This window comes from Tsukamurella tyrosinosolvens (assembly GCF_900104775.1).
GTDB classification, from domain to species: Bacteria; Actinomycetota; Actinomycetes; order Mycobacteriales; family Mycobacteriaceae; genus Tsukamurella; species Tsukamurella tyrosinosolvens.
Genome location: NZ_FNSA01000001.1, coordinates 17,152 through 34,675, shown reverse-complemented (window position 1 = coordinate 34,675; position 17,524 = coordinate 17,152). Strand labels below are relative to the sequence as shown.

The following is a 17,524-nucleotide window of genomic DNA, read 5'->3' as shown; positions in this document are numbered from 1 at the left end:
CAACACCACCGGCGAGTCGCAAACGGGGCCAGGTCTAGCCGTCGAGCCGGGGCCTCTTCAAGCTGTCATAGCCAGTTAGGGACCCACTCATTTCAGTATCAGTGTGCGCGTTGCATCAGCCCGGGGGTGTGTGCCCCGGGCTGATGCGTTTCCGCCCCAGGGGCGGTGGGTATGGAAAGAGGCCGTCAGCATCAACGCTGACGGCCTCTTTCGTGTGCTTGGGGACCCCGGTTCTAGATCGGGATGTCGCCGGGCTCCACCAGGGCCGCGGGCGTGATGGGCTCCGCCGGGGGACCGACCTCGATCACTCGCTCACCTTCGAGCGGGTGCACGACGGGGCAGATGGCATTCAGGTGTTGCAGCTCAGTGCCGTCGGGCTCGACGTGGATCGAATGCCTGCATCCGTCGGCGGCGGGCTCGCTGAGCCGGTCGGTCCCTGCAGAGGCGGGGACCGGCACGCCGGACTCGTGAGCCAGGCATCCAGCGGGTGCGCTGAGGCTACCCGAAGGCGGGCACACGACCACGCGGATCGTTTCGTGGGGCGTATCGAGGCCCACGCCCGCAGCGTGGGCCTGGCACAGGTCCGACGGGTTCCCCTCGCCGGGAGAGGGGCAGTAGATCGTTCGAGTGCTTGTGCTGCTGGTCGGTACCCCTACTGCGGCGGGGCGCTCGGGCGGCAGCGAGCAACTGGTGACCGCGACGACGCTGAACAGGGCCGCGCCGCAGGCCAGGCGGGTGAGATGCTTCATGGGGATCCTCCGAGATCCAAAGATCGACTGCCGTCAACTGTAGTTGACGCGGCACGGATTATCCAGTGCTACACCATATCTCAAGAAATGGGAACCTCATGATGAGCGACCATGACGCCCAAGGTGAGTACGACGAGAACCCTGAGCTGCGCGAGACCCTCCGCCGCGCCGCGGAATCCCCGACGGTTCGCCATACGTACCTGCGGCACAGTGATCTGCCGCCGGAACTTCAAGAGGTCATCGAGCGTGGCCTGTCGGTCCCCCGCGAGGGCCTGCAACCGAGGCCACCGCGCCGTCACCGGTGACCTCCTCGGTGCGGCGCTGATCATGGTGTTCTGCAGGACGTTGAGGCCAGTGCGCGATGCTACCGAGTTCTGCCCTTCGCCCTGTGCCTGGAGCGGCCGCCGGTAGCTGGGTCGACACGTTGACAGTGCCGGGTTACAGCCCCCACTTTGCGAGCATATCGCCTTCCTCGTCACGCACCCGCCGCACATCGACCGCATGCGCATCGAGACCAGACCGCAGTACCGGATCGTCGCCGTAGCGCTCGTAAGCCCAGTTTAGCCAGTGCTCCAAATCTGACGCCGACTGCTGATTTGCATAGTCAACGTCTCCTTCGGTGTGCGTCTTCCATGGAAGGCCGCGTCCGCGTAAGAAGTGGTCAACTGCCACGAGCTCGCGCAGGTCCTGCTCAACGTCAGATACGTGCACAGAATAGATTTCATCAAGCACAGGGTCTGCGAGCTCGGCTAGCAACGTCGCAGCCGGGATCGACGAGACCCCGTCGACGTCTGCAGCAACTATCGCGTCCCAGATGTCTCGTGCGATCAGAGCGTGCACCAACGGCACACCATCAAGTGAAGCCATCGACCCACTGTCGTCACTATCGCCATTCTCGGCTCGCCACGCGAGCCAGAGGGCGGTGTTCTCCGCGATCGGGGCGCAGACCTCCGCAATCGTATCTTGCCGATACCGGTAAAACTGATCCTCCAGGGACAGCCGCTCGTTATCGAGCCCATTGAAAAACGCCACTAGCGGAGCCGTGTTCGCCGAGTCCACCATGCTGTTGATGCCGCCGTACCCGTCGTAGCGGCCCTTCATTGCAAGCCCCAGCGGTCGACAGCCTTGCGGTCCCAACCACCGTAGCGGTACCCACACCGCCTCCGAATACCCGAGGCACACACTGGTGATCGCGCAATTGACGTCGAACGTCCCCATAGCGGCGATCCTACGCCGCCTGCCGGGAGCGGCGGGGTGCCGCAGTCGAACGCGGCCTGCTCGGCGCGATGATGACCAGGCCGGTGTTGTTGCCGATGGAACGCGCGGCGTCGCAGCCAGGTTGATCCATCTGGCGTCGGTCCCTGGCGGCGACATGAGCTTGTAGTGCTTGCGGCCCTTCACCAGGGTCCATCCGGCGCGCTCAGCAGCAGCGATCATCCTGTCCCGGTCCACGTCAGCGCCCCTGATCCATAGGGGACCGACTCGCCGGCCTCTGCCTGGTTCGCGTGCCGCCGAGGACCAGGCGGAGCCGCGGCCAGCGGGGAGCGAGCCAGATCAGTAGGAGCATGAAGTTGTTCCAGACCAAGAAGGGCCAGTCGATGGTCATGCTGCGCCCCGGACCGTTGGGCGCTCGGGCACAGTGACCCCGGCGCGGCGCAGCTTCGAGGCGAACCGCTTCACCGACGCGAGATTGCCAGGATCGATGGCCGCGAGCTTGATCCACGGACTGTCGGTCCCCTCCGGTGGGTCAAAGAGGAGACCGCCCCTCCGCCGAATGGTCCAGCCTGCCGCGAACGCCTCATCGAGCATGTCGAGGAACCAGATCCGGGTGGCGGGTGCACCCGAGACTCCGATGGCGCGCATCGTTTCCAGCCGCAGCGAGTGGATCGGTGGCCACCCGCTCCAGGCCCACTCCCACGGATCCGGTTCATCCGCGGAGGGCTGGGAGGCGAGGTCGGCCACGTACACCGAGCACGCGAGGAACTCACAGATCACGTCGACGATCTCCTGCGGCAGGAGGACCTCACCGGCCACCCTTAGACCGAGGAAGGCGTCCTCGTTGTTGGCGAACGTTGAGCCGACCTGTGGTCCGAACTCCTGCTCGCAGGTCCAGGCGAACGGGCTGCTCAGGTAGCTGAGCTGCAAGAGTCTGCCGACCGTGCATCGTCGGTCCCCGGACTGGTAGTCCGTGAACACGGCCATGTACCCGCTGATCACCTCCTCCACGTCACCGCGTTGGATCCGCTGGGCCAGAGGAGTGTGGAACTTGAGGGGCGGGAGGCCCATCCGCTCCGCCGCGGCCTGAAGCTCGTCGGTGAGGTCGCCGGGCATCAAAGGAACCCGTCGGCGTCCGGGGAGAGATCCTTCGGGTCGAAGGTCTTCGCCGCGAACTGGTCCTCATTGGGCGAGCGGTCCTTCGGGTCAAACTGCCCCGCCTGGGCGCTGTCGGTCCCCGGTGCCGTGGGCGCGGTCGGAGGCGTGGGTGCAGCGGGCGGCGTGGTTGGCTGACCGAAGTCGCTGTACGGGCGCGGCGGCGGAGGCGGAGGGCCGGGGGTGTCCTGGCGCTTGGAGTCCCACGAGACCGCCAGATACAGCAACACGACGAGCACGACGAAGACCAGCGGCACCCACTTCAACAAGTCGACGATGTTCATGCGGCGCTCCTTCCAGCGGCGATGGCCAGGGCCAGGACCTCGGGCGGCGGCGGGGGAGCCAGGGGTGCGGGTGCTGTGGCCTCATCCCGCCGCCCTGCGTCCCACAGCCAGTGCCTGTAAGTGACGGTCTCGTCCAGTAGCGGCATGTAGAACTGCTCTATCAGGCTGTCTGTGATGGCCGTCCGCTGCGCGTCGCTCATGCTCGCCACATCCGGGCGCGCGTGGATCTCCTCGATCCTGGGCCACACCGCGGGCATGAAGACCTCGTAGGTGATTGCGCGCGCCCGCTCGACGATCCGATCTGTCATCGTCGGGACTGGAGGCTTGAGGGCCGCGCGGCGCTTCGAGTCCCGGTCTCCCCACCAGCCACCGAAGATGAACAGGGCTACGAGCAGCGCGACGCCGATGATGATGCCGATGTCTTCCATCAGACCAGCGCACCCTGCGCCGCAGCCTGATCCCGCATCACGCCTACCGTGGCCCGGTAGTGCCGCCCGACCTCGAACATCCCCAACCGCAGGATCTGCTCGGTGACGAACGCGGAATCGTTGGCGAACCAGAGCCCCCGGACGTACTCCCTTACGTTGTCACGGGGGATCCGGTGGGCAGCGGCGGCGGCGTCCACCAGGGGGCCGTGCTCGCTCCGCACGATCCGCTCGGCGGCGGTGTGCGCCTCAACTGACTCGGTGAGGTCCAGGTGGACTCCGCAGATCTCCGAGGCCCGCTCGCTCGCAGCCTCACCGAGCCAGAACGCAGTGAGGTTGATGATGGTCGACCAGATAGAGGCGGGCTCCCAGCCGTCTTCGGTACGGAGCGCGATCCGTTCGATCCGGTCGCGCCGGGCATCCCGGTCGGGTGCTCCGGGATCCGCGATGCGCCGCAGTTCCACGTCGAGCCAGCGTGTGAGATCGGTGTCGTTCATGTATTTATCCATTTCATTTCGACAGTTTGCGTATTAGTTGTGCCAGCCGTGTTCGGCGGCGTGCGCCCTCTGGGCCGTGCGGTTCTGTCGGTCTCGCCGGGCGCGGTACCAGAATCCGAATGCAGTGACGGCGAGCAATCCGAGGATTCCGAAGACCATCGCGTTCACGGTATCGCCGAACCCTGACATGTTTTCGGTCGCAGGAGCCGCCTCGGTGGCATTGCCTGCGCCGTTCTCGGTGTCGGTCCCCTGCGTCGAACTGGGTGCCGTGGACGCGGTGCTCGCGGTGATCCGGACTGCCACCGAAGGGCAGTACCGCGCGAGTTCCGACAGGCTGCTGATCGGGCTCGACGGCTTCTGTGGGACGCACGACTCCAGCTCGCTGGTGCTGGATTTGAGCACGTCGCTGCAATTGGCTCCCGAGCCGCCCGAGGTATACACCTTCATGCAGATGACATCGGTGAATACGCGCTCGGTGAGTGGTGTGGTATTCCCGCCGCACCCGACCACCGATGAAACGAGTACACCAACGGTGGCAATGGTTGAGGCGACCTTCTTCTGGTTCACAGTTCTCCTTTCCTGGTTCCCTCTGATTTTAGTGATCGCGGAGGGCCTGGGCCGACGAGTTTTCGAGCGGTGAGGCCCTGGCCGGCGCCTATCGGTTCCTAATAGCTGAATGGGATTCTGCGGGCATCCGGAGGTCATAATTCGTACTCCACAGCCATTTCTCAAACCAGACCGAGGGGTGCAGCCCAGGACCGCTCGACACAGGGCTTCTGTGTGGTCGGGCCGGGTGCCGCGGCGGGCCCGAACAGGGCCAGATTCGGTTCCGGCTGAGCGGTTGTTTCGCGCCGAAACCAACCGCTCAGCGGGTGAGTGGCCAGCCAGATTCATGCTCCTGAACCCCCGCGGTGCCCACATGCAACCGGACCGGCCCCCGGATCGGCCTGCCCCAAGAATCATCCCGAGGATCATTGATCCACGCGACACGCGGCGCGTCCCCGCAGACGTGTGCGCACGTGCCCCCGCAGGCGCACACGCACCCACACAGGTGCACGTGCACACGCACATCAGGCGGTATCCATATCAGAATCGTTCGGGAACCAGAGTTCCCAGGAAACAGAATTTGAAAAATTTGAATTTTGGAAATTTTCAAAATTTGAATTTTCAGAATCTCCACCCCCCGTATGTGCCCTATGGGGGTCCACCCTGACGAAGTTCTCGCCCCTGGCCCGACTGATCGGGTAGGCATCCAGGCGAGGCTTCACATTCGTGTGATGCAAATGGGCGGCGCGCGCAATCGCATCAATCGTGGCACCTGCGGGGCGAGTCGCGGCGAGGAGTTCCCACTTCGCGTCCTCGGCGGCAACCAGACCCTGGTGGAGCTTATCGATCACACCGAGAACATCGTTGATCGTGGGTGCATACCCCTCACGGCACTTCTGCGTGAGGTCATAGAGGGGGCCGATTGCGGCATCAACCGTCTCGCCGAACTCGGGTACCAAATGGGTCATGAAATCGCGGGCGGCGCGATTCGCGACCGGATCCTTACGAGGCAATGTTCTGTTCCTTACTACTCGATCGATGCGTGGTTGCCGCTGGCCTTGCTGATCCCGCCCGCGTAGGCGTCGCCAGCGCTGGGGTCGTAGATTGCCCGTTCCGGAATGGGAACCCAATTTCCGTTCTCGTCCTGACGGTCCAGGTTGATCGGGCGGATCATTTCGAGGTCACCCCAGTCCATCTCCTGCCAGGGATTCTCTGCACCGGCGACACCAGTCTCGAAGGCCCACCCGATCCGCGACTGGGTCCGGGGCGTGGACTCCAGCGCGGTCTTCCATCGCTGCCAGTTGGCGAGCATCTCGGGGGTTGCCGTGTCGTACTCAACCGGCTTCGCGCCGGGACTGTAGATGTAGGGCATCTGGATCAGCTCGACCTCGCCGGTGTCCGTATCGAGGACGACTCCGCGGCCCTTCATCGACTTGGTGATCGATGCCATCGCCTCGGCTGCGGCCTCGGATCCGTCGAACAGCTTCGACAGCGCCATGTCTTCCTTCTCGCCGAGCGCGATACGGCTGCTGACCTGTGCCAACAGGGCGTTGGAGAAGCTCTTGTCCTCGACTCGCTGCGATGCGCCGATGAAATGGACGCCGAGTGATCGGCCGACCAGCGTGATCTTCTCCAGCGCGCGGAGGTAGTCCTTGAGCGCCGGGTCGTTGGCCATCGCCTTAGTGAAGAACGCCTGCTCCTCGAACAGGAGAATGAGCGGCGGAAACGTGCTCGGATCCACGCCCTGTTCGACCAGGTTGTTCCTGCGCTGAGTCTCATGGAGCACGTACGCAACTGCGCGCAGCATGCCGCCGCGGGAGGTGGCGACATGCAGGACGCCGGGCGACCGCCCCGGCTTCATCAGCTCCAGCCAGGTGTCAGCCTTCGCCGCGCAGATGACGACCTGCGCCCCCTGGACGCACAGGGCGGTGACGCCGCTCATCATGGTCCTCGTCTTGCCGCAGCCGGTGGTGCCACAGACCAACGTGTGAGGCACCGTCGCGAGGTGGTTCTCCAGTCGACGCCCTTCCGCGGTCACACCCAGCGGCCAGGCGAGATCCCGGTATGCCTTCACCACGCTCGCCTCGGTGTTTCCTCTGATGGGGCGGGTGAAGTCTTCCGGTTCCATGCTCACGAACGAGGGGAACTGGAGCGGCTTGGTGTTGAGGTTGAGGCGTGCGAAGAGACCGTCGCCCGAGGGCACGACCTTGAGGTTGGGTGTTCGCAGAACGGAAGCCAACTGCTTGATCTGGCGCTTGATGTCGTCCACTGTCTGTCCTCGCTGATGGATGGGTTCGATGTCGATCCACGGTCCGCGCAGACCGATACCGGCTCCGACGAACCGCGGGGCCGCGTGAGAGTCGTAGGTCACGGCCTTGCCGCCGATGACCTTCTGGCGACTCTCTGTCCTGCTGATTCCTGCCACCAATGCCGTGTGCCGCCACCGGTTGGGGCCCGGCGACTCGCGGTCCGCGATGGCCGCGGCGAGCACCGGCACCTCTGCTGCGATCACGTCCAACGGATCCGGCGGCTCCGGAGGCGGTGGGCGGAAGTCGAGGTTCCACGACTTCATCGCGGCAGCGAGGCGAACCTTCACGTTCCACGTCTCACCTGCGCCGTCGCGGGGATCGGGCGTCTCGACGGTCGACGGGCTTGTCGTCATGTCGGTCCCCCAGGGGTTCTGTACGGACTGAACGGATCCGGGGAAGGTGCACCGGAGAATCACCGTGTCCCAAGTGGGGACGAGCAGCACGTCGACCAGGTTCGGAAGTGCATCGCGCATGGTCCGCGACTTGCCTCCCATCGCGACTCGGGCATGCAAGCCCAGCGCGGCGGTGTGTTCGCGCCACAGCGCCGGGTTGCCGACGTAGGTCTGCCGCAGGAATTGCCGCGTGAGCTGCGCGTTCTGCTCCGGCGGCAGGTCGCGGCGGAGACTCTCACCCGCGCGGACACGCTTGTGCACCTTGGCCTTCGGCAGGTCTCGGAGGATCTGAGTAGACCGTGCGCGCATCTTCTTGAGCAGCTCGGCGTCGCTCGCGGCGTCGGGTTCGGGGGTGACCTTCTTGCTCTTACCGCGCCCCTTCGCCTTCGGCGGAGCTTCGTCGGCGTCGAACCCGTCCGGCTTGATCACCTTGCCGTGCCCGCCACTGACCTGTTCGCCCTGTTCAGAGGCGACCTTGTCGAAGGTCGGCGTCTTCTGGGGCTGCCCGGGTTCCGCGGGGACCGACTCGCCGGCCCTATCGGCTTCTGGCAGGTCCGGTTCAGGGGTTCGGGTGGGCTCGGTGGTCTTGCGCGTGATGAACGGGTTGTCCCGCTGAGGCTGAGGATCGTTGAGGCGACGCATGTTACATCCACTCGTCCAGGTCGGTCTTCAGCAGCGGTGCGTCGTCGAGCGGACGGTGCGTGTTGGTCACATGGATCGAATAGCGTTGCCCCACAGTGTGATGCCGATGAACCTCGCCCTCGATGCGCATGGTCCCGAACTCTGCGAGGCCGATGGGGACGAAGCCCTGCAACGGTGCTTCGTGCAACCCGTCGTGCGTGGGCTCCATGACGAGCACCGTGTCGCCGTCCTCGCGGAACTGCCCGCCCACGATGCAGAAGTGCGGAACAAACACGGTCCTACCTGGGGAAATCTGCCACTCCCGGTGCTTCTTAGCCGCGCTGAACCTCACCCCGCCGATGGTGATGCGGTCGAACACGCCAGGCCGCGCGTGCCAGTTTCCCCAGTTCGCGCCCGCCGCGGCCCTATTCCACGCGGCCTGCGCGGGGCCGAGGCCACCGCGCCGGTCGGTGAGGGGCGCGGCCGCGCCGTCGGGAACCACGCCGGAGGTGTCCGGCTCGCTGGTGAAATACCACAAGATGCTCGCCGCGAGCGGAATGAAGAACCCCCAGATTCCGGCAACACTCGCGCCGAATGCGCCCGCCGCGATCCCGACTGCGATCCTCCACATGGCACCCATTAGTACACCGCTGAGCGGTTATTAGCTAGCAAGGGTTGCCATTGTTTCTATTTCTATTCTTGTGGTGTAGCGATGCAGTTCAGACAAGGTGTGGTTCTGGGGTCCGCCCCATTGAAACAATGACGAAATCTGTCAGTCTGTTGCTCTAGAGTCGTGCTTGAATAGAGCAACACTTGGGCCGTGAACTCTAAGATCTCAACGCAAAATAAAGGGGTGAGAATGGCCGGACCGGGCCAACGAGTTGGCTACATCCGAGTCTCGACCGTCGATCAGCACACCGACCGGCAACTCGACGGCATCGAGTTGGACCGCACCTTCATCGACAAGGCGAGCGGCGCGACCCTGGAGCGCCCGCAGCTCACCGAGGCGCTCAAGTACGTCCGTGACGGCGACACCCTCGTCGTCCACTCCATGGACCGGCTCGCCCGCAACGTCGAGGACCTTCGTCGTATCGTCCGGCAGCTCACAGGCAAGGGCGTCCGGGTCGAGTTCCGGAAGGAGGGGCAGACCTTCACCGGCGACGACTCCCCGATGAGCAACCTGCTCCTGTCGATGCTGGGCGCGGTCGCGGAGTTCGAGCGTGCCCTGATCCGCGAGCGCCAGCGGGAGGGCATCGCGCTGGCCAAGAAGAAGGGCGTCTACAAGGGCCGCAAGCCCTGCCTCACGCGAGAGCAGGAGTCCGAGGTGAAGCGACGGTACGAGGACGGTGAGTCTGCCTCGGATCTCGCACGCGAGTACGGGTGCTCGCGCTACACGATCTACCGGGCGGCGAAGGAGACGGCAGCATGAGCTGGACTCGTTGGAAGGGCCTGCTGGCCCTCGCGGTGCTCACCTCAATCACCGGCAACGTGATGCACGCGGTGCTCGTCGCGCCGACGGTGTACGGGTGGGGCGCGGCGGTCGCGGCGAGCATCGCGCCGGTGTTCCTGTTCTGGCACACGCACAACCTGATCACTGCGCCGGTGGGCTCGCGCCGTGGTGATTGGGTGGGTGCGGCGGTGATCTCGATGATCGCGCTCGGCGCGTTCGCGGTCTCGTTCATGGGGCTGCGCGAGTTGCTGATCACCTTCGGGTTCGCTCCCGCTATCGCGGTGATCTTGCCGCTCGTGGTTGACGTGACCATCGCTGGCGCGGGCTGGGAGCTGGTCCGGGAGGACCGCGGGACTGGGGTCGCTGATCACTCTGTTGATCGGCCGGTGATCCCCACCGATCAACAGGTGATCACCGCGCCTGATCACCCGATCATCGAGCCGATCACCCTTGATCAGACCATCGATCTGCCGCTGATCGGTGCAGGTCAGGTGGGTGATCAGCAGTCGGCCGGCGAACTGCACCCGGTGATCAGTGAGACTTCGGCGGAGGTGCCGATGCACCTCGTCGAGCCCGCCGGTGATCAGCCGGATGATCACGCTGATCCCCTCGATGATCACCGGGAGCTGGCTGAGCTGATCGCAGCGACCGGGCGCACCATCCAGCCGATCAACGTGATCACCGCGGTGCTCGCTGCGCGCGCGGCGGGGAAGGGCCAGAAGGCCGCGGGGGTCGCCGCCGGGGTATCTCAGGGGACCGCGAAGAAGATCGAGGACCTGGCGACGGAGGTGGCGGCGTGAGCGAGCTGGGACCGCGAACTCCCTACCCGACCGGAGACGCGTACGAAGCCGAGCACACGCTGATGATGAAGCTCGGGGAGGCAGTGAACGCGGCGCACCACCTTGCCGCCGTCGCGCCCGAGGAGGCTCGCGCCGTCGGGCTGGACGACATCGTGGACCAGTGGGAGCAGCAGCTCGCCGTCTTCTGCTGGCGGACCGTCGGTCCCCGCGGCGAGAAGAGCCACCGATGAGCGACGACGACCTGGAACAGCTGGACGAAGGGGCCCCCTGGCTGTTTCTTCGAGCGGACCTGGTGCCGAGGTTCCTGGCCGGGCTACGCGCAGAGGTGGAGCGCGGGAACCACGAAGGCGTCTACGTGCTCATCGAGCGTTGGCGAGCGCGGGCCAACTCACGGCGGCAACAATTGCCGACCCGCAACGAGATCTTGGAAAACGCCGAGGATCTGGCGACGCGATTCGAGGACGGTGACTTCGAGGTAGTGCCGGGCAGCGCGATGATCAGCGTCGCCTACCTGCGCGCGAATCCGGATGTCCTCGTGAAGTGGTTGCGTGACATTGCGCCAGAGCGGTTGGCTCGGGACGCGATTCCGCGTCAGGATCCCAGGCTGTACGTGCGTCCGGATCGAGAGCCGTACCGGGACCAGACGGGGACCGACACTGACATCCATCGGACGGTGCCCACGGACGCGGCGGTCGACTTCGAGCGCTCCGACAACTTCTACGTTGGCACCTCGACCGTGTACCTCGTGGCTCTCCCGGTCCACCTGAACCCCGACTACGACGTGCGGATCGAGCGGGAGATCGGCTACTTTCTCGACCCGCACGAAGCGGCAACCGAGGCCCGAAAGCGCCTCCAGTTCCAGGTGGAGCACGCGCCCGTCGAGCACCAACACAACTTCGCGGTGTCGGGCGCGGCGGTGATCCCGGTGAGTCCCAACGGGTACGAGCCGGGGCTTCCGTCGAAGCCATGGTCGGTCAGGCTGGCTCGGAAGGGGGACCGACAGTGAACCAGGACATCTGGATCATCGAAGGACTCGCCATCGACTCACGCGGGGAGTGGGAAATCGCACGTGGCGCTGGATACTTCACCAACCCCGACGAGGCTGCGGCAGCGGCAGAGGAGGCCCTCGTGCAGGAGATCAGGCTCTGCGTGCGTCTCGGCCAGGAAATCATCATCCTCGGAGATGACACCGGAATCTCCGGCATCGATCAGGCTCACAAGATCGCGCGCATGGGCGCGGCGGTGGTCCACCTGCGTCCCGCTGGATCACCGCCGCCGGAACCGCCGCGACACATCGGAGTGCCCGGTGGCCCTGAGGCAGCTGTGGCCGCGGCGGTGGAGTACATGTCTGACCATGCCGGGCCAGCTGAACCTATCGTGCGCACCAGGGTCGCGGAGGTTCCGGCGGCGGTGATCGATCCGTTGGAGCTGGATGCCGCGGTGGCGGTCCTCGGTGCGGCAGTCGAGGAGGCTCACCGCAAGGCCCGGATCGTCCTCCATCACCTCGGCGGCGACGGGGGCACGCTCACCACCGCTTCGTCGATGTCGGTCCCCGAGCTGCTGACGGAGGCACGTCGCAACGTGGAGCGCGTGGCGCAGGGGCTGGCCGACGCCCACAGCTCGGTGTTCGGCGCGGCCAGGTACGTCAAGAAGCTCGAGAGTGGGGACCGACATTGAACAAGAACGTTCTCATCGGCGCGGTCGTCGTGGTCCTCCTGGTCGGCGGAATCGCGCTGTTCAGAGACGATTCCGAGCCCGCACCCCGGGCGGCAGTGTCGGTCCCCACGACGACGCCGGCCTGGACCACGAGCGCCATGCCGACGACCACGACCACGACCAGCACCATCACGCCCACGTCGACCAGCTCAGCGGCATCGAGCACCGCAGCCGAGGGCAAGGCCGAGACCAAGGAACTCTGCAACGAGATCGGTACCGCGGACGACCGTCGGATCCCGGTAACCGACCAGCTCTACGACCATCTGCACGGCACTGACGGGTGGACATGGACTTCGGTGAAGCCGCACGCCTCCGCTGCGGCTACGGCGCTCGATTCGGAGTCGTCCGCACTGCTCGACACCGTCCGGCGCAGCAATGCACCGAGCGTCATCACTAGCGTGGCTCGGGATTACGCCGATGGGCTGGGGGACTGGGCGACGTCGATCCGGAGCGACCTTGCGGCGCGAAATAGTGAGGGCTTCACCAGGACCAACGCGCTCAAACCGCACCTACGGGATCTGGCTGCGGCAGTAGTGGACCAGTGCAAGATGGACGGCAAGTGAAACGGCGCCCGACGTGCGCGAGACGAGGCCGGTCCGCGTGTTCAACATGGGCCGCGCGGCGGGCGGGGCCCAAAACCGCCCGTTCGTGGGGCGACGCCCACTGAGCCCGCCACGGGCCCGCCGGCTACTTTGGCGAGAGCGTGTAGCCGTCGGGTGTCTTCGTCACCCGAAACCACGTGGCGCCGACATCCAAATCCCTGACATCCAATTCTGCCGATGCCACCAGTTCCGCCGGAGCGACGAAGTAGGCCATCCCGGCAGGGTCCCCGTCGTAGAAGATGTTCCACCGCTCTGGCTGCCCCTGTGCGGCGGCGATCTGGTCCAAGTGGCCGAACAGTTCTGGGATGGCTTCGTCAGCAGCGGCGCTTTCGACGTCTCGGATCATCACCTCATCGCCATTCAAGACCGCGTATACCTTGCCGCCCCAAACCTTGGTCCCAGCGAATGTTAAACACGTACCCGCGTTCGTCATCGCTGCTACAGCTCCGACGACGAGCGCTTCTACCCAGTCGTTAGCCTCGTCATCAGGTGCGAAGTCCGCATCGAAGAACACGCCACGTTTGTAGTGAGCCTCGCTCCACTGGACGAACAAGGTGTGGGCTTCGATCTCGTCCATGGCGGTACCCTTCAGGACATCGGGTTCGACGAACAGGGCGCGTGTCGGCTCGACAGTTCAGCGTTCCACACAGCCGCGTTCAGCTCGATCGTGCCACCCTCGTCGATTCCGCCGCCGCGCCTGCGCCCCTGCGTGGATGATCTTGCTCTGGTGTGCGATATCCCCGAGCTTCAGTTCAGTGTCGCGTTGAGCGCCTATATGTGCACGTAGATGAAGCCGTCGTCTTGCTCATCGTCGTCTTCGGCTCCGTCGCTCACGAGGACCATGAAGTCGACGACGAGCTGGGCGGCGTTGCCGTGTGCGTCGATACCCCAGTAGACGGGATAGGTTCCGTCGCCCCAGCCGGTCGCAGCGGCTACGCCGACGCTGGTTCCGCCAGCGGGGAAGGTGTATCCCGTCGGTTGCGTGTCGTCGTCGGGACCGTTGAGCGCGGCGGCTTTCTGGCGTCCGGTCATGGCGCCGTAGTCGGCGTAGTCGACGATGCACACGAGGCCGCCGTCGATGCCGATGACATGGCCCTCGTTGTCGGGAAGTCCTGCCGGGTGCCAGGACACGGGTAGCTCGCCCGTGAAGCGGACGCGGATTGCGGCGTTACGGCCGAATGCAGTTACGCGGTCAACGGGGTAGGTGCCGGGTGGGACCAGGCGTGCGAGGGGCCGCGCCATAGTGTTCTCGTAGCCGAAGTCCGCGACCGTGATGGCGCCCGTGGTGGTGACGAGGTTGCCGATGGTCGACACTTCGGCGAGAGAGTTCGTGTCCTCCTTGACCACGGTGCGGGGCGTGAAGTTGAAGTTCTCGTCGAGTTGCGCCTCTCCGGGCGGCATGTCCAGCAGCGGTGCGTCTGCGGTGCATCCGAGCAGCTGCTCGTCGACCTTCTCGCGCGGCACCGTGCGCTCTGTCGGGTCGTCGAAGTGGGTGTTGATGGTTGCGATTCGCCACTCGGTGCGCTGCGGTCGTAGCTCGTATTCGTGGAACCTGGGATATGACCCTGTTCCGCGCGTCAGGACGTAGGCGACTCTGTTATGAATCTCGGACCGCTCGATCTCCTCAACCTCTGGCCCGTGGCTCGCTGGTGTGCTGAAAGAGCCAGCAAGTCCGGGGCGGGCTGTGTCGAGGAAATGGTTCGCGGTGGTGGGCGCCATGAGTTCGCGCCAGATTTGGAACCCGTCGTCGCGTTTCTCGCGGCGGTCCCTGTCGAAGTGCGGAGCCGCGATCTGCCATTGAGCGGCGTAGTCAGTGATGAAGTCATGTACTCGCTGTTCAGCGGCATTGCTCGGAACCGGACTCTCTGGCATGACGCAAATCTACAGGGGTTGGGTTAGCCCACATCGACGGTGGATCGGTACGTCAGCGGTGCCCACAGATACCACGCCCCCATGTCCACTGAGAGCGACATCGAGGGCCAACGTCGCGCCGAGTTCCAGCAGCTCATTGAGCGTCTGTCTGAGCCGATGCCGGAGTACACCGACGAGCAGGCCGTGTTCGACGCTGCTGGCCCACGGTTCCCGGAGGCTGAGGTGGGAGAGAAGGTCACGATGCGCCAGTTCACGCCCGCTGAGCAGGCGGCGCACGCGGTTTGGCGAGAAAGGGAGGCGGCGTGGGAGGCGCGGATCGACGAGGCGCGCCGGGACTTCGTCGGGGTCATGCGGTACCTCTGGTCCTGAGCGCCGGAATGCCGGAACGTTTCTCGTTTCCGAGTGGTGGTGTAGTGCCGGCGAATGTCGGTCCCCTCAGTTCTTCGGCGTGTCGCCCCACGGGGCTCGCCGCGCCCATAGCGTCGTGAACCATGACAAACCCCCAGTTCACACGCCCGACCGTCGCCCAGCTCCAGGCCGCATACGACGCAGTACCAGCAGGTCCGCTCGCTCGTCCCGAGGTCCGCGAGGCCCGTCGGGAGCTGGCACGGAACATCCGGTGCATCCGCACCGTGTTCCCAGCTAGCACCGTGGCCTCCCTGCTCGGCGTCACTGACGCGGAGGCAGCTCGCCTCAGCCGCGACGTGCTGTCCGAGGAGGCCGTCGAGGCTCTGGCCAGCCTCAACGAGACCGACGATCTCAAGGCGCTGGGCTCCGCGGTCGCCGCCTGCCAGGCCGCCGGGTGGTCCTTGCGGGACATCGGGGATGCTGCCGGGATCCAGCGGCGGCGGGTCATGTACGCCCACTCGAAGCGCGCCGACCAGCAGGTACACGTACCGGGCCTCACGCGCCGGAAGCAGCCACCGCCCAAGCCGGGAATCCAGTCGACTGTCGGTCCCCGCGACGCAGCCTGACCCCGCGCGAATCTCCCGCCGTGTCGCCCCAAGCAGGTACGCGACGCGCAAGGATTGATCACGGAGCGGGCTGGTGGGTCACGCTCCTGGGCGAGGAGTTAGGGACTTCCTCGCGGCGGTACCCCGCCAAGGATCGGGAAGTGTGTGCCCGGCCAACTGGCCCCCTCTGCCGTGGTGGCAGAGGGGCCCTCATACGTCTTGATCTGGCACAATCGGAATCATGAGCGAGAAGGCGCCCCAGCGCATCGAGGCGGCGCTCACGGCCCGCCCGGACCTCCTGCGGCAGATCGAATCCAACAGGACCGGAGGTCCCTCGCGGGTGGGACGCCCCGCCCGCACGCCGCACATGGACGCAGCACGGGCACGGGACGACGACGCGAGCGCAAGGCCGCGGTACGGCGTCGTCGACTGAGTTACCCGATGACCCCGGCGCGGGCTGCCTCCAGCGCCGCAAGCACCTCCTCGGGCCCACGGAGACGGAGTACGTCGATGGGCCTCGCGCCGCCGAGGTAGCTGTTGGAGCCGGTGAGCCAGTCCTGGATCACTGCTGGTGCCCAGATCTCCGCTGCGCGGGCGAGAACGAGGTCGAGGTCGGCTTGTTGCTGGTCGCTCATGGGGGCTTCGTGACTACTCGCGACTTCGGATCCAGGCGGTCGGCTTGTCAGAAACAGGAGAGGGGCGAACCTGGGTCGACAAGACCATCATCTGGCTCGAATTCGGAAGGCTTACTACAGGAGTCGCGATGGCGGGATACACTGTGTATCTGGCCTTTTATGGCACGCAGCTGCCAGGATGGGCGGTTGCGCTGAGCGCGGCGGCCAGCGGCGTGATCGTGGCGAGTTCGTTACGAGGTTTGCGCAGGACTAGACAACAGTCTCGACGCCATGTGCTCCGCGGGTTCAACCAGCGCCTCCAGCTCAAGCTGGCTCCCGACGTATCGAGCTTGCACGAGCGGATTCAAGGACTCGGTTCGGGGCGTGTGGGTGCGGAGCCAAGTGATAGTGAGTAGTCACTGCGCATGCCAGTCGATTGCGCGAAGCCCTTCTGTCCTCCTTCTGTCCCACTTCTGTCCTCGGCCAACCTCGATCGACAACTGCAGGTAGATGCAGCGATCTCGACCTTCTGTCCCTTCTGTCCCTTGTGTCCTGCGCCCTCGCCCGCTCGGACCGATGTGGAAGTCGCTGTCCCCACCGAATCCCCACACCGGAACAGCCGATCCTCGCGAAAAGACCAGGTGAACGCGATGTGGGGAGCTGAGATTTCAGCCCTGAACAGGAATAATCCGATCCACGCCCGCCTTGAAAGCGAGCGTGGTTAAAACCACCGGGGGTTCAAATCCCTCCGCTTCCGCAGGTCAGGGGCGGTTTCCGGGAACGCGGCAGGGGCCCCGGAAACCGCCCGACGACCCGGATTTGACCGATTCGTCGGGGTGATGACCCATCGGCCTGGCGGCCCGAGCGGTTTGGCTCTCCCTTCTTCGTGAGGTGAAGTGTCGAGCCACGGCGAGACGACCTGACTACCGCCGGCGAAATCGCCACCGCGTCCGCGCTGCGCAGGTTGGTAGGCGGCACCACTCACCTGGAGTTGTACCGCCTTTCGGCTAGCCGAAACTAATGAGAAGCCAAGCCGCCGCTGCGACGGCTCCAGAGGAGGCTAGAAAGCCCAGTGCCGCCGCGATCGTGCATCGGCCGCGGAACTGGGCGCCGTAGATCACCTTGCCCGCTACGTATCCGACGATGAGCACGACACCGACGCCTAGCGGGCCGTAGAGGATCGGCCCGTACAAAGCCCCGAACCCGAGCCAAGGCGCCGCGACAATGGTCACCACGGGGTACAGCACAAAGATGGAGACAGCACCGAAGATGAACCAGGTTCGTTCCGCGTTACTCGGAAGCTGACGCATTTTCCGTTCCCTCC

At 65.3% G+C, this 17,524-nt stretch carries 24 protein-coding genes and 1 tRNA gene; 12 read left to right on the top strand and 13 right to left on the bottom strand.

Features of this window, described 5'->3' with window-relative positions; all coding sequences use genetic code 11:
- Positions 1-233: 233 nt before the first annotated feature.
- The 6 genes from BLW32_RS26870 to BLW32_RS00175 all read right to left on the bottom strand — a co-directional run bounded on the left by BLW32_RS26870 (position 234) and on the right by BLW32_RS00175 (position 4,325).
- On the bottom strand, positions 234-749 hold the full coding sequence (locus BLW32_RS26870) for a hypothetical protein (RefSeq protein ID WP_068742496.1): 516 nt from the start codon (positions 747-749) through the stop codon (positions 234-236).
- A gap of 438 nt (positions 750-1,187) precedes the next feature.
- Positions 1,188-1,967: a hypothetical protein gene (locus BLW32_RS00195; RefSeq protein ID WP_139285997.1), complete on the bottom strand. Its 780-nt coding sequence runs from the start codon at positions 1,965-1,967 to the stop codon at positions 1,188-1,190.
- 384 nt (positions 1,968-2,351) lie between these two features.
- Entirely contained in the window at positions 2,352-3,080 is a 729-nt protein-coding gene (locus BLW32_RS00190; protein WP_068742493.1) for a hypothetical protein, read from the bottom strand.
- Complete coding sequence (locus BLW32_RS00185) at positions 3,080-3,403, bottom strand: hypothetical protein (protein ID WP_068742492.1); 324 nt, start codon at positions 3,401-3,403, stop codon at positions 3,080-3,082. Before BLW32_RS00185 ends, BLW32_RS00190 begins: the two co-directional genes overlap by 1 nt.
- Entirely contained in the window at positions 3,400-3,831 is a 432-nt protein-coding gene (locus BLW32_RS00180; RefSeq protein WP_068742491.1) for a hypothetical protein, read from the bottom strand. The genes BLW32_RS00185 and BLW32_RS00180 overlap by 4 nt, the downstream gene beginning before the upstream one ends.
- Positions 3,831-4,325 (bottom strand): hypothetical protein, encoded by a 495-nt coding sequence (locus BLW32_RS00175; protein ID WP_139285996.1) that lies wholly within the window; start codon positions 4,323-4,325, stop codon positions 3,831-3,833. Before BLW32_RS00175 ends, BLW32_RS00180 begins: the two co-directional genes overlap by 1 nt.
- Before the next feature lie 124 nt (positions 4,326-4,449).
- On the opposite strand from BLW32_RS00175, the gene BLW32_RS00170 reads away from it, so the two are divergent.
- Positions 4,450-4,965 carry a hypothetical protein gene (locus BLW32_RS00170; protein WP_139285995.1) on the top strand — a complete coding sequence of 172 codons (516 nt, stop codon included), beginning with the start codon at positions 4,450-4,452 and terminating at the stop codon, positions 4,963-4,965.
- Between the two features lie 430 nt (positions 4,966-5,395).
- Here the strand turns inward: BLW32_RS00170 and BLW32_RS26865 are convergent, their stop codons facing one another.
- From BLW32_RS26865 to BLW32_RS00160, 3 genes are read right to left on the bottom strand one after another with little or no spacing between them, the layout of a single operon-like run.
- Positions 5,396-5,884, bottom strand: coding sequence for a hypothetical protein (locus BLW32_RS26865; RefSeq protein ID WP_139285994.1), 489 nt, complete (start codon positions 5,882-5,884; stop codon positions 5,396-5,398).
- A gap of 14 nt (positions 5,885-5,898) precedes the next feature.
- Positions 5,899-8,214, bottom strand: a complete 2,316-nt coding sequence (locus BLW32_RS00165; protein WP_068742488.1) for a type IV secretory system conjugative DNA transfer family protein — start codon at positions 8,212-8,214, stop codon at positions 5,899-5,901.
- A gap of 1 nt (position 8,215) precedes the next feature.
- A complete protein-coding gene (locus tag BLW32_RS00160) occupies positions 8,216-8,824 on the bottom strand; it encodes a hypothetical protein (RefSeq protein WP_139285993.1) in 609 nt (202 codons plus the stop codon).
- A 228-nt stretch (positions 8,825-9,052) separates the two neighbouring features.
- Between BLW32_RS00160 and BLW32_RS00155 the strand changes: the two genes are divergently transcribed.
- The 6 genes from BLW32_RS00155 to BLW32_RS00130 are packed head-to-tail and all read left to right on the top strand — an operon-like array spanning position 9,053 to position 12,722.
- On the top strand, positions 9,053-9,622 hold the full coding sequence (locus BLW32_RS00155) for a recombinase family protein (RefSeq protein ID WP_068742486.1): 570 nt from the start codon (positions 9,053-9,055) through the stop codon (positions 9,620-9,622).
- Positions 9,574-10,443 (top strand): DUF2637 domain-containing protein, encoded by an 870-nt coding sequence (locus tag BLW32_RS00150; RefSeq protein ID WP_139285992.1) that lies wholly within the window; start codon positions 9,574-9,576, stop codon positions 10,441-10,443. The genes BLW32_RS00155 and BLW32_RS00150 overlap by 49 nt, the downstream gene beginning before the upstream one ends.
- Positions 10,440-10,673 (top strand): hypothetical protein, encoded by a 234-nt coding sequence (locus BLW32_RS00145; RefSeq protein ID WP_068742484.1) that lies wholly within the window; start codon positions 10,440-10,442, stop codon positions 10,671-10,673. The genes BLW32_RS00150 and BLW32_RS00145 overlap by 4 nt, the downstream gene beginning before the upstream one ends.
- Positions 10,670-11,449 carry a hypothetical protein gene (locus BLW32_RS00140; protein WP_068742483.1) on the top strand — a complete coding sequence of 260 codons (780 nt, stop codon included), beginning with the start codon at positions 10,670-10,672 and terminating at the stop codon, positions 11,447-11,449. The genes BLW32_RS00145 and BLW32_RS00140 overlap by 4 nt, the downstream gene beginning before the upstream one ends.
- The gene (locus BLW32_RS00135; protein WP_068742482.1) at positions 11,446-12,120 is read left to right on the top strand and encodes a hypothetical protein; all 675 of its coding nucleotides are present in this window, start codon (positions 11,446-11,448) and stop codon (positions 12,118-12,120) included. The genes BLW32_RS00140 and BLW32_RS00135 overlap by 4 nt, the downstream gene beginning before the upstream one ends.
- Positions 12,117-12,722 (top strand): hypothetical protein, encoded by a 606-nt coding sequence (locus BLW32_RS00130; protein WP_068742481.1) that lies wholly within the window; start codon positions 12,117-12,119, stop codon positions 12,720-12,722. The genes BLW32_RS00135 and BLW32_RS00130 overlap by 4 nt, the downstream gene beginning before the upstream one ends.
- Before the next feature lie 124 nt (positions 12,723-12,846).
- Here BLW32_RS00130 and BLW32_RS00125 read toward each other — a convergent pair whose 3' ends face one another.
- A complete protein-coding gene (locus tag BLW32_RS00125; protein WP_068742480.1) occupies positions 12,847-13,338 on the bottom strand; it encodes a hypothetical protein in 492 nt (163 codons plus the stop codon).
- On the opposite strand from BLW32_RS00125, the gene BLW32_RS26860 reads away from it, so the two are divergent.
- Complete coding sequence (locus BLW32_RS26860) at positions 13,318-13,548, top strand: hypothetical protein (RefSeq protein WP_139285991.1); 231 nt, start codon at positions 13,318-13,320, stop codon at positions 13,546-13,548. The genes BLW32_RS00125 and BLW32_RS26860 overlap by 21 nt on opposite strands.
- Here BLW32_RS26860 and BLW32_RS26595 read toward each other — a convergent pair.
- A complete protein-coding gene (locus BLW32_RS26595) occupies positions 13,533-14,633 on the bottom strand; it encodes a DUF4241 domain-containing protein (protein WP_082791508.1) in 1,101 nt (366 codons plus the stop codon). The genes BLW32_RS26860 and BLW32_RS26595 overlap by 16 nt on opposite strands.
- Before the next feature lie 81 nt (positions 14,634-14,714).
- Here BLW32_RS26595 and BLW32_RS00115 point away from each other — a divergent pair, with 81 nt between their 5' ends.
- The 3 genes from BLW32_RS00115 to BLW32_RS00105 all read left to right on the top strand — a co-directional run bounded on the left by BLW32_RS00115 (position 14,715) and on the right by BLW32_RS00105 (position 16,019).
- Complete coding sequence (locus BLW32_RS00115) at positions 14,715-15,002, top strand: hypothetical protein (protein WP_139285990.1); 288 nt, start codon at positions 14,715-14,717, stop codon at positions 15,000-15,002.
- A gap of 122 nt (positions 15,003-15,124) precedes the next feature.
- On the top strand, positions 15,125-15,607 hold the full coding sequence (locus BLW32_RS00110) for a hypothetical protein (RefSeq protein ID WP_139285989.1): 483 nt from the start codon (positions 15,125-15,127) through the stop codon (positions 15,605-15,607).
- A gap of 220 nt (positions 15,608-15,827) precedes the next feature.
- Positions 15,828-16,019 carry a hypothetical protein gene (locus tag BLW32_RS00105; RefSeq protein ID WP_068742476.1) on the top strand — a complete coding sequence of 64 codons (192 nt, stop codon included), beginning with the start codon at positions 15,828-15,830 and terminating at the stop codon, positions 16,017-16,019.
- Position 16,020: 1 nt separating this feature from the next.
- Here BLW32_RS00105 and BLW32_RS00100 read toward each other — a convergent pair whose 3' ends face one another.
- Positions 16,021-16,221: an antitoxin Xre/MbcA/ParS toxin-binding domain-containing protein gene (locus BLW32_RS00100; protein WP_068742475.1), complete on the bottom strand. Its 201-nt coding sequence runs from the start codon at positions 16,219-16,221 to the stop codon at positions 16,021-16,023.
- 634 nt (positions 16,222-16,855) lie between these two features.
- Here BLW32_RS00100 and BLW32_RS27320 point away from each other — a divergent pair.
- A tRNA-Ser gene (locus BLW32_RS27320) sits at positions 16,856-16,957 on the top strand.
- A gap of 250 nt (positions 16,958-17,207) precedes the next feature.
- On the opposite strand, the gene BLW32_RS00095 is transcribed toward BLW32_RS27320, so the two are convergent.
- Positions 17,208-17,510 (bottom strand): hypothetical protein, encoded by a 303-nt coding sequence (locus BLW32_RS00095; RefSeq protein WP_068742474.1) that lies wholly within the window; start codon positions 17,508-17,510, stop codon positions 17,208-17,210.
- Positions 17,511-17,524: the final 14 nt, after the last annotated feature.